Raw genomic sequence first — 23,547 nt, 5'->3', positions numbered from 1 at the left:
TGTTTCTATTTTCTTACAATTTCTCCTCCACTGACACATGACTGAATTATTCAATCGGTCACATTTTATAATAATAAGGGGATTATCTCATTTTGACAATCCTTTTAATAAATATAATTCAAAAAGTTTAGCGATATGCTCTTTTTCTAACGGTTCATGATGTTTTTCCCAATCAAAAATAAGAGATACATACAAACGAACCATAATAAATGCTGTAATTTCTGGATCACATTCCATAATTGCACCTTTAACAATGGCATCTTCAAGACGCGATTTAACAAACGTAATAATTGTAGCATCCAGTTGCTTCATCACATCTTGCACTTCTTTTGTTCCCATATCTCGCTCTTCTTGAATAAGCTTAATCATAAGTTGATGATCTTTTCGAAACTCTAAAATACTATATAAAGTACAATGTACGTTTTCAAAAAATGGTTCATTTGAATCGATAGTCATTTCTGCTACTTGCTTCATTTCTGTAATCAAATTAAAAATGATTTCACCAAACAATTCTTCTTTATTTTTGAAAAACGTATAAATCGTTCCCTTCCCAACATTCGCTAACTTTGCAACTTGGTCCATTGTTGTTGCCTTATAACCAAACATTGAAAAAGAATTTGTTGCAGCTTCAATAATAGAACGTTTTCGATCTACTGCCACATCTCCACCTCCGAATGACTTTTTGGACAATATAGTCAATAAGTTCGTTTTTGATATTATCACGGTTTTCCATTGTTTACAAGTCCTATCATTTTATTTATTTCCAAGTAGGGGTACTGCCCATCGCTATCAAGCTAAAATTCTTAATTACCCCCAGAATGAAAATTTTATATCTATACAAATTGTATTACTATGCACCTTTAAGACAGGTTTTATTATCATTATGACAAGTTAACTTGTCATAATGATAATAAAACTTTACAATGAAAATATAATTAATAAGGGGTGGTTACTAATGATGCAAAAAGAAGAGATATTAAGAAAATACAAAAAAATGGGGAGAGATGAACGTAAAGAACTTATAGAATTAGATTCATCTAGTTACGGTTTAATAGCGGTTCTTGTTTTAGTCCTATTTTTTAGTTCTTGGAAATTGATGCATGGTATTAAAAGTTACGAATTAATTTCAATTTTTTCTGGTTATATAGCTAGTACAAGCTTTTATAAGTTTAAAAAATTGAAAGCACAAAAATTTCTTATTGCAAGCATTTTAGCAATAATGAGTACAATTGCAAGTGCCATAGCTTTCTTTCTGGAGGGATGATAATTGAAAGATGAATTAGTACTGCAAAATCGTTTGAAAGTAGCAAGAGCTGAGAAAAAAATATCACAGGGAGAATTAGCTGAAATGGTAGGAGTATCTAGGCAAACAATTAGTTCTATTGAAACAGGACAATTTTGTCCAACTGCAAAATTAGCATTAGTACTTTGTATAGCATTAGATAAAAAATTTGAAGAATTATTTTATTTTTGATTAATCGGTGTACTAAGAGTCACAGAAAATTCCTATCAATCTAGTTCTTTCATTATTCATAAAGCAAAAAAACGTTATCCTTTCTGTATAATTATAGGAAAGGATGGCGTTTTTTGTATGTCTGTATCTGATGAATTAAAATTATTTGCTCAAGAAATTCAAAGTTTCTTATCCTCAAATATCTTACGAGATTTTGCTAGAGATGTTGGTTTTGTGCAGCGAACCAGTAAGTACCAAGTAAAGGATTTAGTCGCTTTATGTGTATGGATGAGCCAAAATGTCGCTACAACTTCTTTAACTAAGTTATCCAGCTGTTTAGAAGCATCAACAAAAGTGCTGATCAGTCCTGAGGGATTAATTCCAACCTACTTCTTTACAAAAAGAGGCCTCATGTATCCAAGCCTCTTTCTTCCATGCCACCAAAGAAGTGAAAACTGCTGCCAATATAGATTTCCTGCACATCGAGCACTTCCGCTACCTTCATCATTCAATACCAGCATAGAAGTTACAATTTTGTTACACTCTGCGCTTCATTTTTTCCATTCTTACTTTTTCTTAAGTCATATCTCAAAGATCATACATCTATTTTCGATACACTTGAAATTTAACAGAGCAGAAAACAAAAAGAACCACTTTGTTAGAGAGTGGTTCTTTATAAGTACGATTACTACATATTATAGAGCTTGTATGTAAGTAATTACTTACATGCATATTTCCTTATTTACTGGAAGAAGAATCCCCATTATATTATTTTCTAATCAGTCTAGTTAAAGCCATCCCAAGAAATCCAGCACCCATTCCCATTAGCCATCCAGTTTGGGTATTTCCTAACATAGAACCCACCCCTCCACCAAGAAACATGCAGCCAACGAATACTAATCCTCCAATTCCCCAGTTCGGCCGTTCCATAATTCAATCACATCCTTTCAATAAAACATATGCTATTAGCTACCTAAACTTTCTTGCATAGGATATGTTAATTATTTTGCTAGAGATGGTATAGTTATTTGGCTTAAGTTTAGCAACTTGCAGGAGGAGAATTTAATTTTTATGTATTATAATAACTTAAGGGTTGCGAAACAAATTCTTCTTCAACTAACCAGCTAATAGATGCCTAAAGGTTCCCACAATCGGGAGCTCATCCCCCCTCTAAGAATACCTCACTCAGTTCTTGTTGTTGTAAGATAAGCAGCATATAATCAAGTGAAATAATTTAACAAACCACATTAGTAACAATAACATCCAAAAAAGACATTCCAAATATGGAATGCCCTCTATTATTTTATAAAACTATTCACTTAAATCTATTTTTCAAATATAACATCCAACACTCTAAAATATTCTAATTAACTTAATCACTCATTTAACTAAAGAAATTTGTTAATTGCATAACGCTCTTCTAACTTTTCTTGCAAAATTTAGTGGATCATCAACGTCTTCGATATTAACGTAAATCAAATTTGGATCATCACATAACCACTCATTGTGTATAGACGAAACTATTATTCCTTGTTTAATAATTGTAGCAACAAATTCTGTAACTTCCTTTTGTAAGAGTGCTACCCGGCCTAGACATAATGCCCGTCCAGTTTTATTATCTCGTGATTCGAATGAGAAGGAAGTTGTTACTCTAAAACGTTTTCCTAAGATTGTTGCTTGTATTTCATCCCGATTTATTGTTGCCACACATTTTCCACCGGCGAATCCTTCTTGTCCGCCTATAATTCTTGCAAACTGTTGACAAATTAATTCATCATTAATCGCCATACCTTTAATCCCCCCTTTTACTGTTAGGGTATGAATTCATACATAAGTCTGAATCAGTAATGAATCTATTCAGTCACAAAAAAGATGCTGGTACACGAAATCAGTAGGCAACGATGTATAAAATTTTCGTTATCGGTAGCAAGAAAAAAAGCAGAAAATCACGATTGATTTTCTGCTTTTTTGAAACTTAAATTGGTATTACTTCACGCGGGGTTGCTATTTTCTAGTACACGATAACTGGATCATACGTGTTTAAATTATCATACACAGTTTTTGCAACATTAGGCAGAAGGTTAACACATCCGCCTGATCCCCCTGTTAAATAGGCATTATTTGCCCAGTCTTTTCGCCAGCCGGCATCATGGAATCCTTGACCGCTATTTGTGAATGGAACCCAGTAATCTACTTTAACTGCATAATCAGCTTTACCTACTGCGCTGCCTTTCAGCGTGTATGGTGTTCGTTTATATAGGACGTACCATACACCTGGTGATGTATCTTCACCCGTGCTATGTTTACCAGTTACTACATTTGTTGTGACTGCTAATTTTCCATCTTTGTAAATCCAAATTTGTTGCTCTGCAATTGAAACTTCCGCATACGTGTCTCCAATGCCATTATTCGATGTTGTTTCATAACCGATACCTTCTTTATCCCAGCCATTCCCGTGAATATTAGAAGCAGATAGCGATTTTTCACCTTTTTCAAAGGCTTGTTGAACTTGCTTTGTTTCTTTTTCAACATCTAGTGCCCAGCCATAGCCTTGTCCTTTTACTGATATGACCGAACCAGAATGAGTTTTAAATTTGAAATCTTTATTTAATGTTGATTTGGCATTATTAATTTCAGCAATCTTATTCTTAATGTCGCTCGCATCGATTGTAACTTTCATATCCTTTGACATAGAGGCATTTTGAATTAAATCTTTCGCTTTTAAAGGATAAACTTCATTCTGCACTTTATAATCAACGGACTGTTGAAGTAGATTCTGAAGTGCTTTCTCCTCTTTTTTGATTATCGGATCGTCTTCTTTAATAGGCTGTATGTATGCAGACTTCAAATGAATTTCGCTTTTATATTTCTGCTTGTCGTAATCTTTCAGTAGACTAGTAACGTCATACTGTTTTCCTTCAACGCTTTTCGAGATGACAATTTTTCCTTGTTCAAGCTTCGCCATAGCATCTTGAGGTGCTTTTAATTCTTTATTCATAGAGATGAGCTTTTCTTCTACAAGTTTTTTCATCGTTTCACTACGATATTGATCTGCCTTTTCTGGTAGCAATGAATAATTTTTTTCCTTTGAGGAAGGGAAAAGTGTCCACTGGCTTTTTAATAGTTTCTTAACTTGAGGCAAATCTTTTTCCGTAAGTTCCGTTTTTGTATCTGTTTCATCTAAAATTTGCTGTTGATCGACATAGACTTTGTTTTCTAGTCCAGATGTTTTTAATTTCTGTATTGCCTGATCAGCGCTCAGACCACCGACTTTTGTGTCGTTAATCGTAACATTCGAATTAAAGTGAGTTGCCTGATAATAACTCATTCCCCCAATGAGAAGTGCGATTATACCAACACCCGCTGCGATAAGCTTCCAATTTGTAAAACGTTTGCTTGATCTTACCCGTTTTTTATCAACTTCTTCAACTGATTCATTTATTGCATTGTTGTTCATCAATCTTTCCCCCGTATACATTAACGTCAATCGATTTTAAACCAAAACCATTGACTAGTGTACCTTATTTTTCCTGAAATTTCATTATTTTTGACTAGATTTTATCACATTTAATTGATCAAATTTAGACTTTTTAATAGAACGACACAGAAAAATGGTAGATATTTTTTTCAATTCACACTGAATAGTCCCTTACAAGTAATAAATTATTATAAAAAGTGTTCTCACTCTATGCCTATCAATCTAACAGAACAAGTTGCTCCCAAAACAGTTCCAGCAACAATACTTGTTGTCAATATAGCGAGAAACGCTAAGACGTTAAATAATAATAATCCCCCACTGCTCTGGGGTAACTCCATAAGACATTAATCTCTTGGTAAAATAATTGGTCATTTTAAGTATCAAATTATTTACCTATTATTTTTCTAAGTCAAAATCAATCCCATACATTCATATAAAAATAGATAAGGAGTGAGCTTTTTTGGCTATCAATAATGAATTTTTATTGATGGTATTTATATATATATTTACTCATAAGAATAGAACTAGCTAAGTATTTACTGGGGGGATTAAGAATGAATAGGGATGAAACCTCATTACATCCTGATACGGGTGTTACATCTGTAATGTTTGTTGAACGATCATTAAATGAAATTCGTTTTTGGTCTAGAATCATGAAGGAGCATTCTTTTTTTCTTCGATTGGGGTTTAGATGCGAGGATACCCAACTAATCGAAGAGGCTAATCAATTTTATCGATCGTTTGAACATATCGAACAAATAGCGTATTCCTATACAAATGAAACAGATCCTGGACAAATAAAAAGATTTAATTCAGAAGTACAACAAGCTGCAACTAATATTTGGGGATTTAAACGAAAAATTCTAGGGTTAATTCTCACATGTAAATTGCCAGGACAAAATAATTTCCCACTGTTAGTTGACCATACAAGTAGGGAAGCTGATTATTTTAGAAGACGTTTAATTGAATTAAATGAAGGTAAATTAGATGCTCTTCCTGATGCTATTATTAAAGAAAATATTTTCTTTTTAAGGATTATGGCAGACCATGCTAAATTTATTGGTCATCTTCTTGATCCATCGGAAAGAAAGCTTGTAGATACAGCCCGGAATTTTAGCAATGATTTTGATGAATTGATGTATCAAGCAATTGATTTAGAATCTATGAAACCACAATCTCAAACTGTTCCTCTTTTAGATCAATTTTTAGATCAAAATCGTGTGTCAGTTACATCTCTTCGGGATTTTAAGAAAACGGCACGTGATTTAATTGAGCAATGCAAAATAAAGAGTATCATTCATCCATTATTAGCAGACCATGTTTTCCGTGAAGCTGATAGATTTCTTGAAATAATTGATATGTTCGATGCTCATCTTACAAATATTAAATCACAACCTAGATAGTAGAAAATAAGGAAAGATACTATTTTTCCTCACGCTGAGAAGTTAACAATTTATTGTTAGCTTCTTTTCCTTATGACTTTCAGAATTTCTGAGTAATGGAATTAATCTTACGTATTTTAGTGGCTAATTAAGATAATATAATGTGTGTAACTTAGCATTTGGTGCGTTACTTGCTGGTCTCTTAACTGATATACTAAATGTGAATTGGTATTGGTTTGGTAGCTTTCTTACCTTTTAGTACAGAATAATAATAGCAGTACGATTAACTGAGACATTACCATCATTCGAATCAAAAAATCATAATCAGCCAACAAATGGGGTGCAATTTTTTTATACAAATGAAACCTTTATCAAGTAGCTATCAAATCAAAGAAATTTCCAGTGAACTTTACATTGAAAATAGGAGTGAGTGAAAATGGCATATCTATTACAAGTTGATTTTCCGTTCGAAGGTCCTTTTGGTGAAGAAATGGAAAAAGCATTTTGGGATTTAGCAAAAAGTATTAACGAAGAAGAAGGGTTCCATTGGAAAATATGGACAGAAAATCAAGAAACAAAAGAAGCTGGCGGTATCTATGTATTTGAAGAAAAACAAGATGCTGAAAAATATGGGGAAATGCACAAGAACAGACTTCAAGCATCTGGTGTTAAAGATATTAGAGTAAGAATTTTTAACATCAATGAAGAGCCAACTAAACTTAATCATGGTTATGTGAAATAATAAGGGATACGCAACAACTAGAATGGACAGAAAGTAAAGGTATCAGGACCAGATTAGCAGTTCCAATTCACGTGGAGGTGTACATAAAAGAGTGTTCTCTGCCTTTAATATATATAATGGTTCACTTCCATTATGCTTTTAAGATGTGAAATACGAATACATCCCATAAGCCACAAATAAAATTAATAGAATAGAAATGCTAAGTACCGTATATACGATCCATTTCAAATTTGAACTCATATAATCCCCCTCTCACCTTCTAATAATTCCAATATATAACAAAAAAGCATTGGATACCCAATGCTTTTTACACTTACGCAAATAGAGAAGTATTCACATATAAAGCTGGTGAACCACCTGAATGTACGAATAAAATGTTGTCTTCTTTATTAAATTTACCTTTTCTAATTAAGTCGATTAGTCCCGCTACTGCTTTACCTGTGTACACTGGATCAAGTAAAATACCTTCAGTTTTCGCAAGTAACTGAACTGCTTCTACCATTTCCGCTGTTGGTAACGCGTAACCAGGTCCTACATATTCATCAAAGCACGTAACAGCGTCGCGCGTAATAAAGTTTGGAATACCAACGTGAGCTGAAGTTTCATCTACAAGTTTTGCTACTTTCTCTTCTTGCTCAGCTTTTCCTCTACTTACGTTAATTCCGATTACAGGGATGTTACTTTGTGTTCCAGAAAAACCAGTAATTAAACCAGCGTGCATACCGCCGCTACCACTTACACAAACAACTGAACTGAAATCAATTCCTTGTTCAAATGATTGCGCCATAATCTCTTGCGCACAAGCAACGTATCCCATTGCGCCAGTAGGATTTGATCCACCAACTGGTATTACATATGGTGTATTCCCTTTTTCACTTACTTCTTTCGCTACTTTATGCATCTCTTCCATAAGATCTGCTCCGTTTGGTACAACAATTACGTTTTCAGCACCTAATAAATGATATAAGAAATAGTTACCGTTAAAGTCTCGCTTCTCTTCTGGCTCAAGCCCTTCTTCTAACACAAGGATACATTTCATCTTTTCTTTTACCGCCGCTGCAAGAGTTAAACGGCAATGATTAGACTGAATACCGCCTGCTGTAATTAACGTATCCGCACCTTTTTCCTGCGCATCCGCAACTAGAAATTCTAACTTTCTCGTCTTATTACCACCAGCTGTTAAACCAAGTAAATCATCTCGTTTAAAATAAATAGTTGGGCCACCAAGTGCCTCAGAAAAATTGTTTAACTTTTCAATTGGTGTATATGATTCTGTATATTTTTTTCTCGGGAATTTAGCTAAATTCATTGTAACGCTCCTTTTGTACTTCTTTCACAATATATGTAACGATACTATTATTACATGTAAAAATGATGAAGTCACCTTTCTGAATTAAAAATGTATTGAATTTCAGTTCGGTAAATTCAATTACATGAATGATTTTAACTTCAATACGGTACATGAAATTTAAATGAACGATTTTTCAAATATATCGTTCATAACTTGAAATATATCAACGATTCGACATAAAATATCGATTTACCGACAAAAACGATAAAACAAAAAGAGCCCTATCTCATTAGATGGGCCCTCTTCCAATTACTTATTTACCGAAAAACGAAGTAGCTGTGTTAATCCCGGCTGTAAATTCATTTCTCCTTTATGACGGACGTAAACGATTTTGTCCCCATCAAATTTCGGAGGGTTCCCTGGATTATACGTATGCCACTCATTCGTTCCTTCTATAGAATACTCCATATATTCAGTTGCACCGACGATTACGTTTTTACTATCATCAGCAGTTACATTTGGTGCCATTTGTGCAATTTTCGAATCGCTAATTAATAGTTTCTTAATATCCTTATCACGTTTATAATCGTAAGCTGTTACTACTACATCGTTACCGTATGCTTTGATTTGTAATCCTTGTTTAAATGAATATCCATCCGGAGCAGTTTTCTCTCCGCCATTTGCTCCAGCCGACATCCAGCCTGTTTCAATTCCGCCCGTATTTACAACTGTAAATCCTTTTTCATCTCCACCTGCAATTTTCTTTTTACCAGCCCAGTCCGGTAAGTTTAAATCCCAATGCGTATGACTCGTGAAGAAAACAACTTGTGGGTAGTCTTTTAATATATCGTACAATTTATCGACGTTTAAATAGTCTTGTAAATATGGTGATTGTCTTGATCCAGATACCGTATCAGGTAAAACGTGATGAGAGAAAATGAAAATTGGCTTATTTTTATCTTTTTGGCTGTACTCTTCTAAATTTTGCTTTAACCAACCTAATTGTTCATCACTCATATATACTTCGTCCCACATTTTTGAATCGTGATATTTCATATATTTTTCAGTTCCTAAAAATAGAAGCGGATAACCGTCTAATTCTTTTTTATGGTACACCTTTTCTTGTCCACTAAATTTTAAATAGCGGTTAAATAATGTTTCTTCCGCTACACCGTTTGGCCATGTGCTTTGAGATAATTTTCCATCAGCTGTCCATTTTCCAGCATAAAACTCATGATTTCCAACAGTTGACCATACATTTTCCGGGAGTTTATTTTTGTTTAACACACGCTTAACATCATCATATTGTGACTGCTGTCCAGTTGATGTTATATCCCCATTCATAATAAGTGCTCTAGAAAGTGGCGTCACCTTGTTCATATCTTTTAACACATGATCAAAATCCCCTAAATCCCCTTGGATATCACTAATAACGTTAAAAGTTGTAGCTGATTTTCGGACTTGCTCTTTCCCTTCCGCATGTGCTGAAAATGTCGGTAATAACGCCGTCATAATAGCTAATGAAGCAACTGCCTTTTTCATACAAATTCTCCCCCTAATAATAAAATGTATAAACTGACATGTTCTGCTTTCTCTTAGTTGCTTGTCCAATTCACATTATAGAGAGAGATTGTAAAGATTGATGGAGTAAAAATTTAAGTGTTTTTTAAGAGATTTTGTCTTTTTTTGCAATCCACAATTAACAATGCGCGCTAATCTAGCTTTCTAGCCTTTAACATTAAATAAATGTAAATTTATATGATGAATCTTTTAATTTCCGTTACATAACCACAACAAAATACGCTACTTTTTTAAGTCCTCTTCATTTAATCCGAATAACTCTGGTAAAACAAACTCCCCATCTTTTCTGATCAGTACATCATCAAACCAAATTTCACCCCCGCCATACTCTGGCCTTTGAATATTTACTAAATCCCAATGTATCGCTGATGTATTCCCGTTGTCTGCACCTTGCAACGAATCTCCAATCGCTAGGTGAAAACTACCATTTATTTTTTCATCAAATAACGTATTGTTCATCGGATGTAGTATGTAGGGGTTAAAAGCCAGCGCAAACTCTCCAATATATCTTGCTCCTTCGTCCGTATCAAGAATTCGACTTATTCGCTCTGTATCGTTTGCATATGCCTCTATTATTTTCCCATTCTTAATATGTAACTTTATATTTTGAAACGCATAACCTTGTTGAACAGATACTGTATTGAATGCTACTATCCCATTCACTGAATTTTTAACGGGTGCTGTATATATTTCGCCATCAGGTATATTATCTATACCATCTCCCTTTAAAATGCCGATTCCTTCAATTGAAAATTTCAAATCCGTACCTTCTCCAATAATCCTTACTTCCTTTGTTTTTTCCATTAATTCTTTTAACGGCTCCATTGCTTTGGACATTTTATTGTAATCTAGCGTACAAACATCAAAATAAAACTCTTCATAAGCCTCGGTGCTCATATTCGCTTCTTGCGCTGAAGCTGCATTTGGAATTCGAGTTGTCACCCATCTCGTTTTATACACTGCTTCACTATGTGCCTTTCCAAATACCTTTTGATACAATTTCATTTTCTCTGCTGGTACATCCGCTAATTCGTATGCATTTCTAGGACTACGGAGATTAATATATACGTGCATCTTACTTAAGCGGTAGCACTCCCAATCTGCCAACAACTTAAACTGTTCTTCAGATCCAGACAAAATCAATTGCCTCGTAACAGAAACGTCACGCATAGATACATGCGCATATCCCCCAGCTTTTTCCACAGCCTTAATAATCTCACGAACTACTATAGGGTCTATTTCAGTAACACTTTGAATTAATACTTGGTCACCAGGTTTCACTTTAGTAGAATGGTTAACTAGTATATCTGCTAATTTAGATAATTCTCGCTTCATTACGCTCCTCACCCTCCCATTTCCGTTTCAAAAACTTAATAAAAAAAGAGAAATACTTTCTTCAAGCATTTCTCTTTTTCATCCGAACGATAGATATAAAATAAATCATTAAAAATATAATATATAAATTCCATAACGTAGGTATTGCAGCTATACTAAGGTACAGCGTCCCAGGTAATAACTAAACTCCAAAAAGAATCATCAAAATAGGTTTTCTAACAAGTACTGCAATTACTGCTAAAAAAGAAGGAAGCAACAAAATAAAAAATACAGTGATATATACTTCCTTATCAAGTATTTGATTGCTGTAAGGATTGAAATAAAGGAAAACGATCGAAAGGATAAAAATGCTTATAGCCGCTAAAACTCCTATAAAAACATATACATTATTTTTCATAATCTATCTTCCTTCCAATCGCAACATACTGATGTATAAACGTTACTCCCTTTTTAGTTCGCTTTAAAATTATAAATCGGCTTAATAATATGTTTCATATCGATTGTGTCCTTTGTATTCTCAACAATTTCTTCCATTGGCTTATATACCATTGGAGCTTCATCTAACGTGCTTTCTGCAACAGATGTAGTCCAAACCTCTGTCATTGTATTTTGGAAATCCTCTAAGTTCAGTACTTCTTTCGCTTTCTTACGGCTCATAATACGTCCTGCTCCATGTGGTCCAGAAAAGTTCCAATCTGGATTTCCTTTACCAAATGCAATAATTGAACCGTCTCTCATATTAATTGGAATGATTACCCGTTCATTTTTTTGAGCTGAAATAGCACCTTTTCGTAGAATCATATTTTCCAAATCAATATAATTATGAATTGTAGTAAATTGATCTGTTACTTTCCAATCCATTCTAGTGACAATTTCATCCATCATTGCTTTACGATTTAACTCCGCATACTGTTGAGCAATTTTCATATCATTCATATAATCTTTAAATCCTTGCCCTTCTAAGTAAGCTAATTCTTTCCGAATTGTCGGCTTCTTAATCCCTCGTATAGCTTCATGTATTTCTTGTTGTCTACCTTCTCTTGTGAAACGCTCAATGATTTCTTCTTTAATAGATTTAACATTAATAAGTTGCTCATACGCAAGGTTTTGATAATACTCTGCTACTTGTTTACCTAAATTACGAGAACCACTATGAATGACAATGTATACATTCCCTTTATCATCCTCATTCAGTTCGACAAAATGATTTCCTCCACCAAGTGTACCAATACTCTTTTGAGCACGTTGCAATGTAAATGGGGCTCTTACACTATCAAAATCAATCATTTTTGAAAATCGATGTTCCTTATCTCGAATACGAAAACCACTTGGAACAAATTTACGAATTGTTTCGTCTAAGTGATCGAAGTTGATTTCCTCTTTCTTTTTGTCGATCACAACAACTTCAATGCCACAACCAATATCGTACTTACCTCCCAGTTTCCTGAAAGAGTGGACTATACCTTCTCTACAGTCATCGAGATATGCAGTCTCTACCGTAGGCTCACCGTATTAATTATCCCTCTTCAACTCAAAATGGATGAGGAATAATTCTGTATCTCAGTCTGCTAACCTGATACAAGTCTCTGAACCATTCGATTATGTCACCATAACCACTGGCTGCTGATTGCCCTCGCCTTTTATCGTTAGGGTTCCCAGTCAATTGAGTGAGTAGTTTAAAGTCTGAGCCGATTAATTAACCCCGACTAAATTAGGAACGATTTTATCTTGAATCGTCATCGTTGTCCCAATCGTACACCCTGCCCCCGCATGTGTATCTGGCATAATACGAATCTTGCTATCCTTTACAAACTCTTGATTACAAAGATCAATAATTTGACCTGCTGCAGTTTCTTCTACGTTAGTAGTAAATATTTTCGCTTCATTGTATTTCCCTTGTAATTTCAACATCTTCTATTTCTCCTTTCCTTCAACTTCCACAAAGCAGTATTCACATATATATGTAGCAATATATTTATAATTATATTTTCCATCACTACATTTAATCTCCTTGTTTCCCCTAAAAAAAGAGACACAGAGATTTCTCCCCATGCCTACTTATAGCTTTAAAAGTTAACTATTGAATGTTTTTATTGCGCTCTAATTGGTTTTGAATTCCTGACCTATCAATTTGAATCCAATACTCTGCAATTTTTCCATCTTCTACTCTATACACCGCACTTGCCATTTGAATTATTGGGAGTCCTGTAGGTTGATATCCATCGATTTCTCCTACATGCATACCTACTTGTTTCCAACGTACATATACTTTACTTCCTTGTTCTAAAAATTCTTGAATTTCTAAAGAGAAATTACCATATACTTCAATCATCTCTCTTACATGTTCAGCATAATCTTCAGGTGTTCTGCAAACTGTTTGTTCTTCTTCAGATACAATTTGATGTGCCAATACTTTTTCTGCCATTAATTGATTTGAATAATCAGGATTATTCCCTGAACGTACTTCTTCAAAAAACTTTCTAACAATTTGTTCTGGCGTCATTTAAAAACCCCCTTATTAAGAAATCCAATACCAATCATATCATAATTTATCTTAATCTAACTATTAAAGTAAACTGATTCGTGTGTACAATAAAAAGACAAAATCTCTTCTTTCTTAAGAAATTCCAATTGTTTCCCCTGAAAATTCACAATACTAATTATCTACCTCTTCACCGCATGCACATAATGCACCGTCTCAAAAGCTTCTAAATAATCGTTTCGTCCTTCAAAATATAATTTATGAATATCCTCTGGTGATAAATGCTCATAAATGAGTAAGCCCGACTTCTCTAACAATGCTTCCATTTCTTTATAAGAAAAACATGATTTCATCGGTTCTCCGCCTACCGCAGCCATTTTCACCATGTTTTCAACTCGATTGGATAATCCTTTTTCCGTAAATAAGTTTTCATCAGGATAATCGAAAACGATGGAACTCCCCTCTGGAACCATCTCGAATAAACATTCTATTAAACTAGCAAGCTCCTCTTTCGTTAAATAGTACGTAACACCTAAAAGGCTAAAGAAAGTTTTTTTATTTTCAAATCCTTCATTACGCAACTGTTCATAGGAAAATCCTTTCGTAAAATCCATTGAAACAAAATGAAGGTTATTTGGAATTTCAAGTTTTGCTTCTTCTACTCTTTCCTTCTTAAATCGCTGCGTAGAAGGATGATCCACTTCGAATACTTCTATTTTATTTTCTAATTCTCGGTGTCTAAAACTAAACGTGTCTAAGCCTGCACCAAGTATGACGTATTGTTTTGCTCCTAGTGTCATTTCATGTAGTAGTACTTTTTCACAATATGCCGCACGTGCTAAAGGTGTTGGTGATAACTGCACTTGCGTAATCCATTTTAATATTTCTTTCGGGTCATCTTGAAACTGCTGTGCAATGTCCTTATTGAAAAAATGTATCCCTTGAACCATGTTCATTTCAATATTGTTACGCTCTTTTTGTGAAATTAAATCTTTAGCTACATAATCATCAAAGATTTTAGGACTATCAAATTCACTATGATACGCCCTTCCAAAAGCTGATACTAACGACGTTACACTTGCTTCACCTTGTTTCACGCACATACACTCTCCTTCATTTTCACAACAAAAATAGGGTTCCCCTGGCCAGGAGAACCCTATTATACACGTTATTTTTATATTGGTAAATTATAGCATAAATAAGTTTTTTTGTCAATATTCTAGTTTGCTATCGCTCCTACAATTTGTGTATTCTCTGGCAGGAAGATTCCTGTTTATAACGATATTAACGGAGGCCGTTATGAAAAGATTAGTGATTATCCTAGAAGGAATTGTTCATCTTACTAAAGAGTTATCCCCTCCCCATAAGAAATTACATAATCATAGATTATTATGCAAATAATTCCTCTAGGCGCCGAACTTGGTATATAATGATAAAATAATCTACTTTTATATGCTCAAGTCTACACAAAACAGCTCACTCATATGAAAGAAAAGAGGTACAAAAATATGAAGACAAAACAAACAATCGCTGCATCAACACTAGCTTTAGCAATGATTGCAGGTGCAAACTCGGCCCATGCGGAAGTAAACGATGCTACTACTCAGCCAAGTACTGGAGATCGATTAGCTGAAATTAAGCAACATAAACAAGAATTAGATGCGAAACTACAGCAGCACAAAGAACATGTGGATCAAACGTTAAATGAACTTAACCAAGTTAAGCAAACTGTCGATGAAAAGGCGAATGAACTACATGAACATAAACAAGTTGCAGAAGAAAAAATCAGCGAAATAAAACAACATAAACAAGAGTTAGATGCAAAACTTCAGCAAGACAAACAAATCGCTGATGAGAAAATCGCTGAAATTAAAGAACATAAGCAAAATATCGATACAAAGGTTAACGAGATTAAAGAGCATAAACAAACTGTCGATGAAAAAGTGAATGAAATTAAGCAACATAAAGAGCACATCGATCAAAAGGTTACTGAACTTAAGCAGGTTAAAAAACATGCAGATGAAACATTAGCTGAGTTAAAGAAGGCGAAACAAACTGCTGAGGATAAACTTGCTGAAATTAAAGAAAACAAGCCGAATACCGGTAACACGTTAGAAGAACTGAAGAAAATTAAAGGGAATTTAGATAGCCTTTCATCTAACTTAGAACTTGCTAAACAAGATGTACAAAACAAACTAGCTGAGTTACAAAAAGCTAGACAAGACTTAGAAAATAAATTAAATGAAATGAAACAATCGAAACAAACTGTTTCAGATGATTTAACACAGAAAAAGCTAGGCCTAGACATTAAAATAAACGATTTTAAACATACTGAGAAAAAAATTGATGACAATTTAGCTGAGTTACATACAACGCAGCAAAATGTAGATAACAAAATTAATGAAGTATCACAACCTAAACCAACGACAGCGGATAATAACAATACTACTGTTCCAGCAAAAAACGATGCTAGAGAACTTCCTAACGCTGGTAGTGAGCAATCAAGTAATATGGCTTTAGGAATGTTATCTATTCTAGGTGGACTTTTATTAGTAACACGCAATAAAATTAAAACGTTATTCTCAAAATAATGCTATTATAACTATCTTAAATTATTAATGAAAAGGACAACAGCATTTATATGTACTGTGGTCCTTTTTCATTGTTCAATTTTGGATTAACTGCCCATCTCTAAGCGTCAATATACGATCACATACATCAAGCATTCTTTCATCATGTGTAATCATAATAGCTGCTTTTTGACTTTCTTTCACTTCACGTTTCATCATTTCCACGACTTCACGTGCGCGTTTTGAGTCTAAGCTTGCCGTTGGTTCATCTGCTAATATTAAATCTGGGTTGTTCATGAACGCACGAGCGATTGCTACCCTTTGTTTTTCCCCACCAGATAGTTGATTTGGATAATGATTTTTTCTTTCTCCTAATCCAAATGCTGCTAATAAGTGATCCGCACGCTTTTCAGACTCTTGTTTGTTGTCTTTTTTAAGCTTTGCAATGTAAAGTAATTGTTCTTTTACATTTAAATATGGAACAAGATTTGCGAATTGGAAAATGAAGCCGATTTTCTTCAAACGAATGTCTGTCATTTCCTTTTCTGATAACTTCGTAATATTTTGTTCACGAATGTAAATATCCCCTTTTGACGGTGATAGTAAAGCACCCGCGATTGATAATAACGTACTTTTCCCTGATCCAGAAGGACCAACGATTCCGATAAATTCTCCAGCTTTCACATCAAGTGACATCGAATGAAGGGCTGTTACTTCAGTATTCCCTTCTCCGTACACTTTACTTACTTTGTCTAATTTTAATAATGAAGTCATTACATCCCGCCTCCAATTGCTTCTAATGCATCAACTTTTAATACTTGATATAACGAAATAAGTGTTCCTAAAATACTAATTACGATAAAGATTGCTGCATATTGTGCAATCATCGGTGTTGTTAATAAGAACGGCATACCTGCTGGTAAAATTTGTTCTAACCCTTGTACAAGAACAATACTGATTATCATCGCCACAACTGATAAGAATAACGCCTGTACGACTAAGCTATTTGCTAAATAAGAATTTTTCGTACCGATTGCTTTTAATACACCTAATTGCTGTGTTTTTTGTAATGTAATTACGTAGAAGAATACACCAATTAGTAACGCAGCGATAACAAGTAAGAACGCAATAATCATCGTTAATGTTCCTTGTTCTTCTTTAAATCCTGGAATACTTTGTAATACTTCTTTTTTGTCGATAACATGTGCATTTTTAATGTCTTTATCTGTATTAAGTGCAATTGCACTATAATCTTTTTGGTTTGGTTGTGAAATAGCGCCCCATACGTCTTCATTTACATAAACGACTGGTGTATGGCTAAACATTTGATTTTTCGTAAATCCAACGATTTTAAATTCTTTCTTTGAAACAGGATCAATAATTGTATCTCCAATATCGATTCCTTTTTCTTTAATTGATTCATCAGCAACCATTTCGTTGTTTGCTGTACCTAACTTCTCACCTTCAACAATTTTCGGTTCTAAAAATGAATCGCGTTCACTTGAGAAAATAGCGACATCAACTTTTTTCGAACTACCTTTCTTTTCATAAGTTGAATTTTTCACACGAAACGGAACGGCCTCTTTCTCGCCTACTTGATTTACTACGTTATCTACATCATCTTGCTTAATTTGTGAACGAAGTAATTTATTTTCCGCATCATCCGCTAATACAAATTTATTTGCCTCCATATTTTGAATCGATGAAGCATTATCATATGATAATCCATTTGCTAATCCTGAAATTACAAGGACTAAAAATGATAATAACACCATAATAAGTCCGATTAATCCGTATCTTAATTTTGATTGTTTTAATTCACGCAGAGCTAAAAACATTTCGCTCGCTCCTTTCTCTTACTTTCTATGCACTTATGATAAAAAAGAAATATGAACGGAATATGAACGGAATATGAACAGAAGATCAAAAAATAAAGATTAAATTTTCTGAAAGTATTGAAAACAAATAGAATCCTTGATACAATTCAGTCAAATAATATTGACCGAGTAATTTAATTCAAGGAGTTGATCATTTTGAAGCCCATGTTCACACTAACTACTTATAGCCAACTAAAAGCAATGAGCGATCCACTACGAGTCGAAATGATGATGCGTCTATGTGAACGTCCTTATACAGGGCAACTACTATCTGAGAAATTCGGCATTTCAAGGGCGAAAATTCATTATCATTTAAAAGAATTAGAGAAGAATGGTTTTATAGAAATCGTATATACAGAAGAAAAAAATGGCATCGTTCAAAAATTTTATCAATCTGTCGCGAAAGGCTTTACCCCTGCCGCAGATTTATTACCTCATTTAGAATTATTAAGCGAATCAGGTCGCCAAATCTTTTTACAAATGACGGAGACAACGAAAAGCCACATTCTCGCTGCACCAGAAGAAGCTTTTACATTACGAAAAGTAAGCGAAGACCCGGCTGAGTGGAATTACGTTTCATCCTGCTGGGAGTTTGATGCTACGCCAGAACAATTTCAAGTGTGGGTGAAAAAATTTTATGAATTAATGTATGAATTAGACGAGATCACAAAAGACGCGGATAAAGATCCAAATAGTAAATCATATTACATTTCTACTACTGCACTACAAATCGATGAGCGAGCAATGCAACGCTTTGTGAAAAAAGAAGAGGAATAAACTTGTCGGTGTTTGTCGATAAGTCGATATCCCCTGTCGAAACGTCGATATATTTCATTTTGCGTCGATATAATTAAAGTTGTGTTCGATATATCTTGATTTGCGTCGATATAGTTTCATTTTAAAAAAATCGTAATACGATTTTTTTTACAACAACGGTCAATTTTATTTTACCGAATAAATTTATTATAAAGGAGTAGATAAAGTGGACGTATTAAAGAACCGTAATTTCCTCTTATTATTTTTAGGGAGAATTTTTACAAACATAGGAGATAGTTTGTATTATGTAGCAGCGATGTGGCTCGTATATAAGCTGAGTGGTAATCCTTTTTATTCTGGATTAGCTGGTTTTCTTACGTTATTACCTTCTGCACTTCAATTTCTTACTGGTCCATTCGTTGATAGATGGTCAATAAAAAACACCCTCGTAATCACACAAGTTTTGCAATGCATTCTTATTTTAATCATTCCTATTACACACTACTTCGACCTACTAACAGTTCAACTACTACTCATCATTATGCCCATCGTAGCCTTTATCGAACAATTCGCCTATCCCGCACAATCGAAAGCTTTACCACTTCTACTGCATAAAACACAATTATTAAAAGGAAACTCCCTCTTCTCATTTGCGTATCAAGGTATTGATTTAATTTGTACGACTCTTTCTGGAATATTAGTAGCACTATTTGGCGCAATTACTTTATATGTGATCGACTCCTTTACATTCGCGATTACTGCCCTTTTGTTCTTTTCATTAAAAATGCCGAAACAAACCGAAACAGGTGCAGCACTTTCAACTAAGCAATATTTCTCTGATTTAAAAGAAGGTTTTTCAATCGTCTTTCGTTCATTAATGGGTGCCTTCTTAATCGGTTCAGTTGTTGCCAATTTTTCAATCGGTATGACGATGGCGATACTTCCTTCTTTCGCTGATTCTTTAGGCGGCGTGAAATTATATGGTTTCTTTTTAGCCGCTATATCAGCCGGCAGTTTAATTGGAGCATTATTCAGTTCATGGGTTGGTAAACGTAATGTTGGCCATGTCTCCATTATTAGCTTTGCGGCTGGTGCTTTCTTTTGGTTTCTCTCTACGATTGTACCGTTTCAATGGCTATCTATTTTCTTATTCGGCCTAGCTTGGATACCAATTGGTGCGACCAACATATTATTTGCGACAATTAGTCAAATTGTAATTCCAAATCAATATATTGGACGCATCAACTCTGTCATGCGAAGTATGGGTACAATTGCTATGCCGCTTGGTTCTTTAATTGGCGGATACACTGCAAATGTATTTAGTAGCCAGCTCATTTTCGCACTCGCTAGCATCGGAATCTTATTCATTTCTCTCGTATGGCTACTTCATCCGAAATTACGAGCATTGCCAAAAGCTGATGAAATTACAGCGGATACTTTTGGGGTTCGGTTTAAGGAAGAACGGGTGAAAGGTACTGCTTTATAGTAGAAAGAAAATATTATCTAATCCGATGTGTAGAGATAAAATTATTTAATTTTAAAAGCTCAAACAAGCATAACCCCGTTCTAAATTTAGGACGGAGTTATGCTTGTTTAATTTTGGATGTAAACTACTTCACTACAATACAGCCGTTTAAAAATCTAAGTTTTATTCAACAATAGCGCCAATGGAATGAACTAGAACATTCAATCAACGATTTGATGGCCATGCCCCCTGCATTTTTCTTAATTGAATAATTTGGCCCGTATGATAAGCATCGTGAAGCATGATGTCCAGTAATTTCCCCTCAAGTGAATTTTGTTCAAGCTCTTTTTCAGAAATTGCACTCAACACCTGTCTTAAATTACGTTGAGCATTTTCAGAACGTTCAACGACTTTCTTCCATTCCTTATCACTATTAGATTGATTGGTTAGATAGAAGGTTTCACCACCGTCGAGATTATTTGTCCATTCACGGCCCTCCAAGTTTGCAGCAAGCCTCTCTTTATAATAAATGAGATGATTAACATTCTCCCAAATGGTATTCGTTGTCTCTCCAGATGGTTTCCAGATAGCCTGTTCGGCTGTAAGTCCCTCTATAGCATGTTTAAACGGTGCATACCAACTTTCTTTATCGAATGTTGAATCTAGTGCGTTTAAAAACAAGTCAATTCGTTTCAAAGTAATTTCCTCCCTAAATGGTTACAGTTTCGATAAAACCCTTATAACTCTGTAGGGATTCTACATTTTGAAATAAACTTCCTGCTAATCTTATGCCACAAACTAACCCAATTATAGAATAGAATGAATCGCATGTTTTCAAACAACTTTTTTCACTTTACACATAGACTAACGAACAAAAAAGAAGAGGCCGTTCCAAACAGCCTCTTCCCTTGCATCTATTTCGGAAGCTCAACCCGAACAGTCGTCCCTTCCCCTTTCGTACTAAATACCGAAACGGTTCCTTGATGCAGTTCAACGATTTTCTGCACGATCGATAACCCTAAGCCACTACCTTCTACGTTTCTTGCCCTTGCTGTATCTACTTTATAAAAACGGTCAAAAATACGAACCATTTCTTCTTTTTCCATGCCGATTCCGTTGTCTGATATAGAAATTACAATACTGGACTCTAACTCTTCCACAACAAATTCAATCGTTCCACCATCGTTTGAAAACTTAATGCTATTCGTAAAAACATTACTCCATACTTGATGAAGTAAGTTTTCATCACCTTTTACAGTGATGTCTGGCACATCAAATTCAACGGCTATATCTTTTTCACGCCATTTCCATTCGAGCATAAAAATGACGTCTTTAATTTGCTTTTGTAAATTGAATTCTTTTATCTGTAATACTTTCTCTTCTTTATCTAAAGAAGCTAGCGTAAGTAACTGTTTACATAAACTAGACATCCGCTTACTTTCGCCCTCAATAATTTTCAAGTAACGTTTTCTTTCCTCTTCACTCATATTCTCCGATTGTAATGTTTTCGAAAAACCTTGTATCGAAGAAAGCGGTGATTGAAATTCATGAGAAACGTTAGAAACGAACTCTTGTCTCATTTGATCTAATTCTTTAATACTTTTCGTCATCTTTTGAAAATTAGTTGCTAGCGTACCAATTTCATCTTTTCGATTTTCATCTAATTCAATATCATATTCACCACTTGCAATCTTTTGAGTCGCTTTCGTAAATGTTCGAATTGGACGAACGATATAACCTGCTGCAATCGCTATAAAAATGATACTTAATACGACCATGAAACCGAGTAATACCGCTAGAAAAATTCGCATCTCCCCAAACTGTTGTTGAATGTCAGGACGAATGAATAAAGCGTACTGTTTATCTCCATGTTTTAACGGTACACCCACACTATTAATTAATTCATTATCGAAAAATCCTGTAATAAAGAAACGCGTTGGATAAGTGGAAACACCATTAAACGTTTCTCCTTCCAATACTTTACGAACGGTATCATCGCTAATAGACGTCTTACGAAATGCATTGCCGATACGCTTTCCATTCTTTTGGTCATCTACAATATAAATTTCATACCCCAATTTCGCAACAGATTGTAAATATACCTCTTTATTCTCTTCACTTTGCTTTTCATATAATGATTTTACTTCCTCAGCATACTTTAAAATCTTTTCACTATTGTATGGTTTTAACTTCACTTGATAGTACACATTTGTTAATAAAAAGCCGATAATACTACTCAGTAGCATAATACCAACCGTCATAAAAACAAATCTAGAATATAATGATTTCATCTTATTTCAACTCCAACTTATAACCGAGTCCGCGCACTGTTGTAATTTGAAAATCATCTGTTCGTTTTGAGAAACGATCTCTCAGTCTCTTCACATGAACGTCGACTGTTCGCTCGTCCCCTTCAAAATCCATTCCCCATACTAACTCAATTAATTCTTCTCTTGAAAATGTTCTTCCAGGATAACTAGCAAGTTGCGATAATAATTCAAATTCCTTTAATGGAAGCAAAATCGTTTGACCGTTACATTTTACTTCAACACCTTTACGATCAATTGTCGTTCCGTGCAACGTGATAATATCAGCACTCAGCATTTGATAACGGCGCAATAATGCTTTCATACGGAAAATCACTTCAGCTGGTTCAAATGGCTTTACAATATAGTCGTCAGTACCAGAAATGAATCCTTTTTCTTTATCCACTAACTGATCTTTTGCAGTTAATAAAATAACAGGTATATCATGATACTTACGAATTTCTTCACATAACGTATAGCCATCCACAAACGGCATCATAATGTCTACTATCGCAAGATGAATATTTTCCTTCTCTAAAATGCCTTGCGCTACCTTTCCATCTTCAGCCTCAAAAACTTTAAACCCTTCTTTTTGTAAATGGTAATGTAATAACTCTCTAATATGCTTATCATCATCAGCTAATAAAATATGTATCATCTTCATTAAACCCTCTCTCGTTCATCCTTCTACATCCTTACATTAAGAAACAATTAGATTTTTTGCAAGAAAAAGAAAAACAAAATGTTATAAAACAGTTATTTGGTATAAGAGTTGATAAATAATCCCCTACAAACCAATATTTTATGATAAATAAAAAGAATCTATTTT

The 23,547-nt window shown here is 34.4% G+C and carries 24 protein-coding genes and 2 pseudogenes; 8 read left to right on the top strand and 18 right to left on the bottom strand.

Features of this window, described 5'->3' with window-relative positions; all coding sequences use genetic code 11:
* Window positions 1–87: 87 nt before the first annotated feature.
* Window positions 88–660, bottom strand: coding sequence for a TetR/AcrR family transcriptional regulator (locus MR065_RS14700; protein WP_242214174.1), 573 nt, complete (start codon window positions 658–660; stop codon window positions 88–90).
* 298 nt (window positions 661–958) lie between these two features.
* Between MR065_RS14700 and MR065_RS14695 the strand changes: the two genes are divergently transcribed.
* The 3 genes and pseudogenes from MR065_RS14695 to MR065_RS14685 form a co-directional block, all read left to right on the top strand.
* Window positions 959–1,264: a DUF6442 family protein gene (locus tag MR065_RS14695; RefSeq protein WP_033714617.1), complete on the top strand. Its 306-nt coding sequence runs from the start codon at window positions 959–961 to the stop codon at window positions 1,262–1,264.
* A gap of 3 nt (window positions 1,265–1,267) precedes the next feature.
* Window positions 1,268–1,474 (top strand): helix-turn-helix transcriptional regulator, encoded by a 207-nt coding sequence (locus MR065_RS14690; RefSeq protein ID WP_000651002.1) that lies wholly within the window; start codon window positions 1,268–1,270, stop codon window positions 1,472–1,474.
* A gap of 117 nt (window positions 1,475–1,591) precedes the next feature.
* Window positions 1,592–1,831 (top strand): annotated as a pseudogene (locus MR065_RS14685) (IS4 family transposase); the annotation flags it as partial.
* A 390-nt stretch (window positions 1,832–2,221) separates the two neighbouring features.
* On the opposite strand, the gene MR065_RS14680 reads toward MR065_RS14685, so the two are convergent.
* From MR065_RS14680 to MR065_RS27600, 4 genes and pseudogenes are all read right to left on the bottom strand, one after another.
* On the bottom strand, window positions 2,222–2,383 hold the full coding sequence (locus tag MR065_RS14680; RefSeq protein WP_242214173.1) for a hypothetical protein: 162 nt from the start codon (window positions 2,381–2,383) through the stop codon (window positions 2,222–2,224).
* Window positions 2,384–2,854: 471 nt separating this feature from the next.
* Entirely contained in the window at window positions 2,855–3,241 is a 387-nt protein-coding gene (locus MR065_RS14675) for a DUF1259 domain-containing protein (RefSeq protein ID WP_097905438.1), read from the bottom strand.
* A gap of 223 nt (window positions 3,242–3,464) precedes the next feature.
* Window positions 3,465–4,910 carry a L,D-transpeptidase family protein gene (locus MR065_RS14670; protein WP_242214172.1) on the bottom strand — a complete coding sequence of 482 codons (1,446 nt, stop codon included), beginning with the start codon at window positions 4,908–4,910 and terminating at the stop codon, window positions 3,465–3,467.
* A gap of 321 nt (window positions 4,911–5,231) precedes the next feature.
* A pseudogene (locus MR065_RS27600) lies at window positions 5,232–5,303 on the bottom strand (MarR family winged helix-turn-helix transcriptional regulator); the annotation flags it as partial.
* 182 nt (window positions 5,304–5,485) lie between these two features.
* On the opposite strand from MR065_RS27600, the gene MR065_RS14665 reads away from it, so the two are divergent.
* Entirely contained in the window at window positions 5,486–6,334 is an 849-nt protein-coding gene (locus MR065_RS14665; RefSeq protein WP_242214171.1) for a DUF2935 domain-containing protein, read from the top strand.
* A 415-nt stretch (window positions 6,335–6,749) separates the two neighbouring features.
* Window positions 6,750–7,055 carry a monooxygenase gene (locus MR065_RS14660; RefSeq protein WP_242214170.1) on the top strand — a complete coding sequence of 102 codons (306 nt, stop codon included), beginning with the start codon at window positions 6,750–6,752 and terminating at the stop codon, window positions 7,053–7,055.
* 313 nt (window positions 7,056–7,368) lie between these two features.
* Here the strand turns inward: MR065_RS14660 and cuyA are convergent, their stop codons facing one another.
* From cuyA to MR065_RS14620, 8 genes are all read right to left on the bottom strand, one after another.
* Entirely contained in the window at window positions 7,369–8,364 is a 996-nt protein-coding gene (gene cuyA, locus MR065_RS14655; RefSeq protein WP_242214169.1) for a D-cysteate sulfo-lyase, read from the bottom strand.
* A 291-nt stretch (window positions 8,365–8,655) separates the two neighbouring features.
* Entirely contained in the window at window positions 8,656–9,888 is a 1,233-nt protein-coding gene (locus MR065_RS14650) for a DUF4073 domain-containing protein (RefSeq protein ID WP_242214168.1), read from the bottom strand.
* Between the two features lie 261 nt (window positions 9,889–10,149).
* Entirely contained in the window at window positions 10,150–11,262 is a 1,113-nt protein-coding gene (locus tag MR065_RS14645; RefSeq protein ID WP_242214167.1) for an aminopeptidase, read from the bottom strand.
* A 181-nt stretch (window positions 11,263–11,443) separates the two neighbouring features.
* Window positions 11,444–11,659 (bottom strand): hypothetical protein, encoded by a 216-nt coding sequence (locus MR065_RS14640; RefSeq protein ID WP_242214166.1) that lies wholly within the window; start codon window positions 11,657–11,659, stop codon window positions 11,444–11,446.
* A 53-nt stretch (window positions 11,660–11,712) separates the two neighbouring features.
* Entirely contained in the window at window positions 11,713–12,672 is a 960-nt protein-coding gene (locus MR065_RS14635; RefSeq protein ID WP_242214181.1) for an RtcB family protein, read from the bottom strand.
* Window positions 12,673–12,954: 282 nt separating this feature from the next.
* The gene (locus MR065_RS14630; RefSeq protein ID WP_242214165.1) at window positions 12,955–13,173 is read right to left on the bottom strand and encodes an RtcB family protein; all 219 of its coding nucleotides are present in this window, start codon (window positions 13,171–13,173) and stop codon (window positions 12,955–12,957) included.
* A gap of 166 nt (window positions 13,174–13,339) precedes the next feature.
* Complete coding sequence (locus MR065_RS14625; protein WP_098768967.1) at window positions 13,340–13,765, bottom strand: ester cyclase; 426 nt, start codon at window positions 13,763–13,765, stop codon at window positions 13,340–13,342.
* Between the two features lie 161 nt (window positions 13,766–13,926).
* Window positions 13,927–14,847 carry a class I SAM-dependent methyltransferase gene (locus tag MR065_RS14620; protein WP_242214164.1) on the bottom strand — a complete coding sequence of 307 codons (921 nt, stop codon included), beginning with the start codon at window positions 14,845–14,847 and terminating at the stop codon, window positions 13,927–13,929.
* Window positions 14,848–15,252: 405 nt separating this feature from the next.
* Between MR065_RS14620 and MR065_RS14615 the strand changes: the two genes are divergently transcribed.
* Window positions 15,253–16,335 carry an LPXTG cell wall anchor domain-containing protein gene (locus MR065_RS14615; protein ID WP_242214163.1) on the top strand — a complete coding sequence of 361 codons (1,083 nt, stop codon included), beginning with the start codon at window positions 15,253–15,255 and terminating at the stop codon, window positions 16,333–16,335.
* 75 nt (window positions 16,336–16,410) lie between these two features.
* On the opposite strand, the gene MR065_RS14610 is transcribed toward MR065_RS14615, so the two are convergent.
* Window positions 16,411–17,088, bottom strand: a complete 678-nt coding sequence (locus tag MR065_RS14610; protein WP_242214162.1) for an ABC transporter ATP-binding protein — start codon at window positions 17,086–17,088, stop codon at window positions 16,411–16,413.
* A complete protein-coding gene (locus MR065_RS14605; RefSeq protein WP_002161171.1) occupies window positions 17,088–18,152 on the bottom strand; it encodes an ABC transporter permease in 1,065 nt (354 codons plus the stop codon). The genes MR065_RS14610 and MR065_RS14605 overlap by 1 nt, the downstream gene beginning before the upstream one ends.
* A gap of 195 nt (window positions 18,153–18,347) precedes the next feature.
* Between MR065_RS14605 and MR065_RS14600 the strand changes: the two genes are divergently transcribed.
* Together MR065_RS14600 and MR065_RS14595 are read left to right on the top strand one after the other, a co-directional pair.
* Window positions 18,348–18,968 (top strand): ArsR/SmtB family transcription factor, encoded by a 621-nt coding sequence (locus tag MR065_RS14600; protein ID WP_242214161.1) that lies wholly within the window; start codon window positions 18,348–18,350, stop codon window positions 18,966–18,968.
* A gap of 205 nt (window positions 18,969–19,173) precedes the next feature.
* A complete protein-coding gene (locus tag MR065_RS14595; protein WP_242214160.1) occupies window positions 19,174–20,433 on the top strand; it encodes an MFS transporter in 1,260 nt (419 codons plus the stop codon).
* Window positions 20,434–20,637: 204 nt separating this feature from the next.
* Here MR065_RS14595 and MR065_RS14590 read toward each other — a convergent pair whose 3' ends face one another.
* The 3 genes from MR065_RS14590 to MR065_RS14580 all read right to left on the bottom strand — a co-directional run bounded on the left by MR065_RS14590 (window position 20,638) and on the right by MR065_RS14580 (window position 23,382).
* Window positions 20,638–21,108 (bottom strand): DinB family protein, encoded by a 471-nt coding sequence (locus tag MR065_RS14590; RefSeq protein ID WP_098991653.1) that lies wholly within the window; start codon window positions 21,106–21,108, stop codon window positions 20,638–20,640.
* Window positions 21,109–21,326: 218 nt separating this feature from the next.
* Entirely contained in the window at window positions 21,327–22,703 is a 1,377-nt protein-coding gene (locus MR065_RS14585; protein WP_242214159.1) for a sensor histidine kinase, read from the bottom strand.
* Between the two features lies 1 nt (window position 22,704).
* The gene (locus MR065_RS14580) at window positions 22,705–23,382 is read right to left on the bottom strand and encodes a response regulator transcription factor (RefSeq protein ID WP_201025605.1); all 678 of its coding nucleotides are present in this window, start codon (window positions 23,380–23,382) and stop codon (window positions 22,705–22,707) included.
* Between the last annotated feature and the right edge of the window lie 165 nt (window positions 23,383–23,547).

Source organism: Bacillus cereus group sp. BfR-BA-01383 (assembly GCF_022663495.1).
GTDB classification, from domain to species: domain Bacteria; phylum Bacillota; class Bacilli; order Bacillales; family Bacillaceae_G; genus Bacillus_A; species Bacillus_A cereus_AU.
Note: the sequence above shows the minus strand (reverse complement) of the source record. Positions and strands in the feature narration are given on the sequence as shown.

Excerpts from the sequence above, each read along its gene's own strand:
- MR065_RS14585 (WP_242214159.1), bottom strand. The coding sequence starts at position 22,703 with ATGAAATCATTATATTCTAGATTTGTTTTTATGACGGTTGGTATTATG.
- MR065_RS14640 (WP_242214166.1), bottom strand. The coding sequence starts at position 11,659 with ATGAAAAATAATGTATATGTTTTTATAGGAGTTTTAGCGGCTATAAGC.
- MR065_RS14645 (WP_242214167.1), bottom strand. The coding sequence starts at position 11,262 with ATGAAGCGAGAATTATCTAAATTAGCAGATATACTAGTTAACCATTCT.
- MR065_RS14605 (WP_002161171.1), bottom strand. The coding sequence starts at position 18,152 with ATGTTTTTAGCTCTGCGTGAATTAAAACAATCAAAATTAAGATACGGA.
- MR065_RS14625 (WP_098768967.1), bottom strand. The coding sequence starts at position 13,765 with ATGACGCCAGAACAAATTGTTAGAAAGTTTTTTGAAGAAGTACGTTCA.
- MR065_RS14650 (WP_242214168.1), bottom strand. The coding sequence starts at position 9,888 with ATGAAAAAGGCAGTTGCTTCATTAGCTATTATGACGGCGTTATTACCG.
- MR065_RS14620 (WP_242214164.1), bottom strand. The coding sequence starts at position 14,847 with ATGTGCGTGAAACAAGGTGAAGCAAGTGTAACGTCGTTAGTATCAGCT.
- MR065_RS14675 (WP_097905438.1), bottom strand. The coding sequence starts at position 3,241 with ATGGCGATTAATGATGAATTAATTTGTCAACAGTTTGCAAGAATTATA.
- MR065_RS14580 (WP_201025605.1), bottom strand. The coding sequence starts at position 23,382 with ATGAAGATGATACATATTTTATTAGCTGATGATGATAAGCATATTAGA.
- MR065_RS14695 (WP_033714617.1), top strand. The coding sequence starts at position 959 with ATGCAAAAAGAAGAGATATTAAGAAAATACAAAAAAATGGGGAGAGAT.
- MR065_RS14670 (WP_242214172.1), bottom strand. The coding sequence starts at position 4,910 with ATGAACAACAATGCAATAAATGAATCAGTTGAAGAAGTTGATAAAAAA.
- MR065_RS14660 (WP_242214170.1), top strand. The coding sequence starts at position 6,750 with ATGGCATATCTATTACAAGTTGATTTTCCGTTCGAAGGTCCTTTTGGT.
- MR065_RS14630 (WP_242214165.1), bottom strand. The coding sequence starts at position 13,173 with ATGTTGAAATTACAAGGGAAATACAATGAAGCGAAAATATTTACTACT.
- MR065_RS14665 (WP_242214171.1), top strand. The coding sequence starts at position 5,486 with ATGAATAGGGATGAAACCTCATTACATCCTGATACGGGTGTTACATCT.
- MR065_RS14680 (WP_242214173.1), bottom strand. The coding sequence starts at position 2,383 with ATGGAACGGCCGAACTGGGGAATTGGAGGATTAGTATTCGTTGGCTGC.
- MR065_RS14615 (WP_242214163.1), top strand. The coding sequence starts at position 15,253 with ATGAAGACAAAACAAACAATCGCTGCATCAACACTAGCTTTAGCAATG.
- MR065_RS14610 (WP_242214162.1), bottom strand. The coding sequence starts at position 17,088 with ATGACTTCATTATTAAAATTAGACAAAGTAAGTAAAGTGTACGGAGAA.
- cuyA (WP_242214169.1), bottom strand. The coding sequence starts at position 8,364 with ATGAATTTAGCTAAATTCCCGAGAAAAAAATATACAGAATCATATACA.